Source organism: Vibrio genomosp. F10 str. 9ZD137, assembly GCF_049974785.1.
GTDB lineage: Bacteria > Pseudomonadota > Gammaproteobacteria > Enterobacterales > Vibrionaceae > Vibrio.
Map to the genome: position 1 here is coordinate 1 of NZ_JBNGCJ010000343.1, position 5420 is coordinate 5420.

The following is a 5420-nucleotide window of genomic DNA, read 5'->3' on the forward strand; positions in this document are numbered from 1 at the left end:
AACAGCTCTTCCGATCTGATTTGGTATCACTGGCGGATTCAGCAAAACAACATGACCTATGGCTCCATGTGGATGGCGCATATGGTGGCGCTTTGATTCTAAGCCGTCACAAAGATCGAATAGCTGGTATTGAGCGAGCGGATTCCATTAGTGTGGACTTCCACAAACTCTTCTATCAAACAATCAGCTGTGGTGCGTTATTACTTAAAGATAAGTCTCAGTTTAAGTACCTGCTTCATCATGCTGATTACTTGAACCGTGAACACGACGAACTGCCTAACTTAGTGGACAAATCCATTGCGACCACCAAACGTTTTGATGCGCTTAAAGTCTTCATGACCATGCAGAGTGTTGGCCCGCAAGCACTGGGTGATATGTATGACCACATCATCGCTCAAACGCTTGAAGTGGCAGATAGAATTCGTGCGCATGAACATTTTGAACTGCTGGCCGAGCCGTCATTGTCAACAGTGCTATTCCGTGCGACTGGCACGTGTGAAGGCTCTACCGACAAGCTTAATCAAAAAGTTCGTATTGAAGCGTTAGTTCGCGGTGTGGCTGTCCTCGGTGAAACTGTGGTAGCAGGGCAATCCGCGTTGAAGTTTACGATCCTGAATCCATGCCTGACGATGGCAGATTTTGAGACATTAATAACAGATATAAACCAGTTAGTCACAGAACTCGCTGATTAATAGAACATAAGGTAAAAGAACAATGGCAATTCTACAAATTGGTGCAGGTGGTGTTGGTTGGGTAGTCGCACATAAAGCGGCGCAAAACAACGAAGTATTGGGTGATATTACCATTGCGTCGCGTACTCTTAGTAAGTGTGAAAAAATCATTGCGTCTATTAAGGGAAAAAATAACCTTAAAGATACGACCAAGAAATTAGAAGCACGCGAAGTTAACGCAGATGATGTAGACGCATTAGTTGCACTTATTAATGATGTAAAACCCGATCTAGTGATCAATGCGGGTCCTCCTTGGGTCAACATGGGCATTATGGAAGCGTGCTACCAAACAAAAGTGTCGTACTTAGATACATCGGTCGCTGTTGACCTATGCTCTGAAGGGCAGCAAGTTCCGCAAGCTTACGATTGGCAGTGGGAATACCGAGAGAAGTTTACCGAGGCAGGTATCACCGGCATCTTAGGCGCGGGTTTTGATCCAGGCGTTGTTTCTATTTTTGCTGCGTATGCGGTTAAGCACCTGTTTGATGAAATCGATACGATTGATGTGATGGACGTTAACGCAGGCGATCATGGTAAAAAGTTTGCGACTAACTTTGATCCAGAAACGAACATGCTAGAGATTCAAGGTGATTCGTTCTACTGGGAAAATGAAGAGTGGAAACAGGTACCGTGTCACTCACGTATGCTTGAGTTTGATTTCCCGAACTGTGGCTCTCACAAAGTGTATTCAATGGCCCACGATGAAGTTCGCTCTATGAAAGAGTTCATTCCAGCGAAACGCATTGAATTTTGGATGGGCTTTGGTGATGCCTATTTGAACTACTTCAACTGTATGCGTGATATCGGTCTATTGAGCCCAGATCCACTGACGCTTCACGATGGAACTGTGGTTCAGCCATTGCACGTTCTTAAAGCACTGTTACCAGATCCAACTTCTTTGGCTCCGGGTTACACGGGTTTGACGTGTATTGGTACATGGGTTCAAGGTAAGAAAGATGGCAAAGAGCGTAGTGTATTCATCTACAATAATGCCGATCATGAAGTCGCGTATGAAGATGTTGAACACCAAGCCATTTCTTACACAACCGGGGTGCCAGCCATCACTGCTGCACTCCAGTTCTTCCGCGGTAAATGGGCAGACAAAGGGGTATTTAATATGGAACAGCTTGATCCAGATCCGTTCCTAGAAACAATGCCAGAGATTGGCCTTGATTGGCATGTTCAAGAATTAACACCAGGACAGCCAGATATTAAAATCCTAAAATAGGTCTAATGGGTTATCTATTTAATATTCTAAGCCGATGCGATTGCGTCGGCTTTGTTCAATTTAAAAGCGATTGAAAAATGAGTACAAACGACTTGATGAAAAATGACTTGAAAACACCATACTTCATGATCAATGAAGAAAAATTGATGGCGAACCTAGAGAAAGCTAAGCAGCTAAAAGACCGGTCAGGTGTAAAGTTAGTACTGGCACTGAAATGCTTCTCGACATGGGGAGTGTTTGACATTATCAAACCGTACCTAGACGGTACAACCAGCTCTGGGCCTTACGAAGTTAAGTTGGGCCACGAAACCTTTGGTGGTGAAACTCATGCTTACAGTGTCGGTTACAGTGAAGAAGATGTCAGAGAAGTCGCTGATATTTGTGACAAACTGATTTTTAACTCTCAAACCCAGCTTGCGGCGCATCGTCACATTGTGGAAGGCAAAGCATCCATTGGTTTACGGTTAAACCCAGGTGTAAGTTATGCAGGTCAAGACTTAGCCAATCCAGCCCGTCAATTTTCTCGCCTCGGGGTACAAGCAGATCACCTAGACAGTAAAGTTTTTGATTCTATAGATGGTGTGATGTTCCACATGAACTGTGAGAATAAAGATGTAGATGCTTTTGTCTCTCTTCTTGATGCCATTTCAGAGCAGTTCGGGTCTCATTTGGACAAACTTGATTGGGTCAGCTTGGGTGGCGGGGTGTTCTTTACCTGGCCAGATTATGATATTGAAAAGCTGGGTTTGGCATTAAAGGCTTTTTCAGAAAAACATGACGTTCAACTCTATTTGGAGCCGGGTGAAGCAATTATCACTAAAACCACCGATTTAGTCGTGACTGTCGTGGATATCGTAGATAACGTGAAGAAAACAGCGATTGTTGATTCAGCAACAGAAGCACACCGTTTAGATACGTTGATCTACAATGAGCCAGCAACGATTCTAGAAGCGAGTGAGAAAGGTGAACATGAGTTCATTATTGGTTCTTGTTCATGCCTTGCTGGTGATCAGTTTTGTGTTGCAAACTTTGATGAGCCACTCACTATCGGGCAGCGTCTGCATATTACAGACAGCGCAGGTTATACCATGGTTAAGCTTAATTGGTTTAACGGTTTGAAAATGCCTTCTATATATTGTGAACGTTCAAATGGCGATATTCAAAAGCTGAATGAATTTGGTTACAGTGATTTCAAACGTTCATTGTCGCAGTGGTCAGTCATTCCTGTTGATAATAAATAACGCCCTAGATAGCTGGTAGATAAAAAAAGAGCAGAAAATCTGCTCTTTTTCTTTTAAGGATTCTATCCACCTCTTATGATGCTTCTAAAATAACCCGAGTATCTTCACTCAGTAATTCGAGTTCATTGGCTACATCTTCAATTTGCACTTCACTCGGTAGCCGGACGGCTAAATTCGCGGTAAAGAGGCTTGAACTTACTCCTCCACCACCGGCAACAAACACACGCTGACAATCCATATCGAGAATACTGATCCCTTGAGCATCAAGTACATGGGTTATCTCATTGACTATGCCTGCGCGATCATTGGAATCGAGACGAAATTGGAAGATGGTTTCTTCTCGATGTGGTGATGCTTCTGAATCGACTATCTGAACTAACAGATCTTGGTGCGATCTAAAAGCGGCTTTGACAGTATCGACATTAGTTTCAGGGAGCTGAACCTTAATAACGGCAGCGACTTGGTCTTCAATAAAGTTAACTTTACTGATCAACCATTTTCCACCGTTATCGTGGGTTACGGAAGCAAATTGTTTAATTGTGGCGGGAGTGGCTTTCCCGACGAAATTGACGATAAATGTCGTATTCATAATGATTCTCCTGCGCCAAGTGGGGATAACTAATTAAAATAATTGATAGTTTCAGTGTAGAAGTTAACAGCAGGAAAGGTTTGATGAATGTCAATTTTTGAGGGTAAAGAGGTGACTCAGTATTGATAACGAGTTATCAGACACACAATGGAAACAAAAAAGCGCCTATAGATAGACGCTTTAAACGTTGAACAATGTGCATAGTTTTGAATGCAGAGGGCAATATTATGGTTAGAAACCTGCTGTTAGAAACTTGTTGTCAGAAACCTATAGTTAGAAACCTATAGTTAGCTCAACGCCGTAGAATTGGCGGTCATAGGAAGCCCCTGAATCCATTGCGAACGCAGCGGCATTCGAGTTTCCAAACCAAGGAGTGCTGCTATATTGAAATTCAGCACTGCCACCCCAAGCGCCACTTACCCAACCGTGAATATGACCAACGGGATTGAGGAAGAAAAGGGTAAAGCTACCTACGCCTTCCGAGCCGAATACTTCGCCGCCATTGGCAACAATATCTTGTTCGGCTTCAAACATCATCTCACCGACGACAGCGCCAAAAAATGGGGTAACAAATATATCTTGCCAAGAAGGGACTTCAGCAAACGCTTCCACGCCCATTTCCCAAAAGAAGGTAGACATAGCAGCAGAATAGACAAATGATTCAAACTCGTTAAAACCTGCGTGTCTTGCTGCGGTATAGTACACACCACCAAAATACGGGTGCATCACATAATTCAAAAAGTGCTCGTCGCGATCCCATACCGGACCTGCACTGATGTTATCTTTCCATTTTGAGCCTAATTGACTCATATCACGGTCTTCTTCATCCCATTTTGTAATGGACTCTGGTAATAGCGTCATTAAGCCCACAGTCGCCACGCTTAGACCTAAGATAGTGTAGGTTTGCCCCATAAGGTAGTCCCAGTCTTTTTCATCTTGCATGACAAGATATTTAGGTAGACCGGGGTCTTCAACGTTAAGCTCTGGTTCTTTCAATGAGAGCATGAAGCTCTCTTCATTATGGAACAACGTAGGTTGGTAAGAGTATGTGCTGTCGTTAAGACAGAAGCTATTTTCACAATCGACCGTGTAAGAAAATTCTATATGTTGATTGACGTTAAAGTTGTTGGCGTTTGCACAAGCGGAAAACGATAACATCATTGCAGCGATGTTTTTCTTTAGCACGGTGGCTCCATTATTATGTTTATAAGATCCTAGTCACAATTATCTAATAAAGGACCGGTAATAGAAACCATAAAATGAACTATTTTAGGGAGTTATGAAGATTATTTTCGAATCATGAGAGTAAACGTTGCATAATTTTAATCAAAGTATGTGATGATAAGCATTGCAGTTCTAAATGATAGGAAATATTAATGACAAAAATCGCAATGCTTAGTACGGGGGAAGAGGTCCTCTACGGAGATATTGTTGATACCAATGCCGCTTGGTTATCACGACTTTTCTTTGCTAATGGTTTTTCTTTGTATAAGCGCTCCACCGTAGGTGACAGTTTGGTTGCGCTGAAAGAAGAAATACTCATGCTAAGTTTCAATTGTGATGTTGTCATCGTAAATGGTGGACTCGGACCGACAACTGATGACTTAAGTGCCGCTGCCGCCGCAGAGTCA

Annotated in this window: 6 protein-coding genes; 4 read left to right on the forward strand and 2 right to left on the reverse strand. The window is 42.9% G+C overall.

From position 1 onward, the window contains the following. The 3 genes from ACP45E_RS07335 to nspC all read left to right on the forward strand — a co-directional run. On the forward strand, window positions 1–692 hold a 692-nt coding region (locus ACP45E_RS07335; RefSeq protein WP_241824281.1), incomplete at its 5' end, for a pyridoxal phosphate-dependent decarboxylase family protein. A gap of 22 nt (window positions 693–714) precedes the next feature. Beyond that, window positions 715–1959 carry a carboxynorspermidine synthase gene (locus ACP45E_RS07340; protein ID WP_017035319.1) on the forward strand — a complete coding sequence of 415 codons (1245 nt, stop codon included), beginning with the start codon at window positions 715–717 and terminating at the stop codon, window positions 1957–1959. 92 nt (window positions 1960–2051) lie between these two features. Further along, the gene (gene nspC, locus ACP45E_RS07345; protein ID WP_026026757.1) at window positions 2052–3200 is read left to right on the forward strand and encodes a carboxynorspermidine decarboxylase; all 1149 of its coding nucleotides are present in this window, start codon (window positions 2052–2054) and stop codon (window positions 3198–3200) included. Between the two features lie 73 nt (window positions 3201–3273). Here the strand turns inward: nspC and ACP45E_RS07350 are convergent, their stop codons facing one another. Then, window positions 3274–3789 carry a glycine cleavage system protein R gene (locus ACP45E_RS07350; RefSeq protein WP_017035321.1) on the reverse strand — a complete coding sequence of 172 codons (516 nt, stop codon included), beginning with the start codon at window positions 3787–3789 and terminating at the stop codon, window positions 3274–3276. A gap of 273 nt (window positions 3790–4062) precedes the next feature. After that, window positions 4063–4974 (reverse strand): DUF3943 domain-containing protein, encoded by a 912-nt coding sequence (locus ACP45E_RS07355; protein WP_017035322.1) that lies wholly within the window; start codon window positions 4972–4974, stop codon window positions 4063–4065. A gap of 191 nt (window positions 4975–5165) precedes the next feature. Between ACP45E_RS07355 and ACP45E_RS07360 the strand changes: the two genes are divergently transcribed. Further along, the coding region (locus tag ACP45E_RS07360; RefSeq protein ID WP_241824282.1) for a molybdopterin-binding protein at window positions 5166–5420 on the forward strand (255 nt) is incomplete at its 3' end.

Excerpts from the sequence above, each read along its gene's own strand:
- ACP45E_RS07350 (WP_017035321.1), bottom strand. The coding sequence starts at position 3,789 with ATGAATACGACATTTATCGTCAATTTCGTCGGGAAAGCCACTCCCGCC.
- ACP45E_RS07340 (WP_017035319.1), top strand. The coding sequence starts at position 715 with ATGGCAATTCTACAAATTGGTGCAGGTGGTGTTGGTTGGGTAGTCGCA.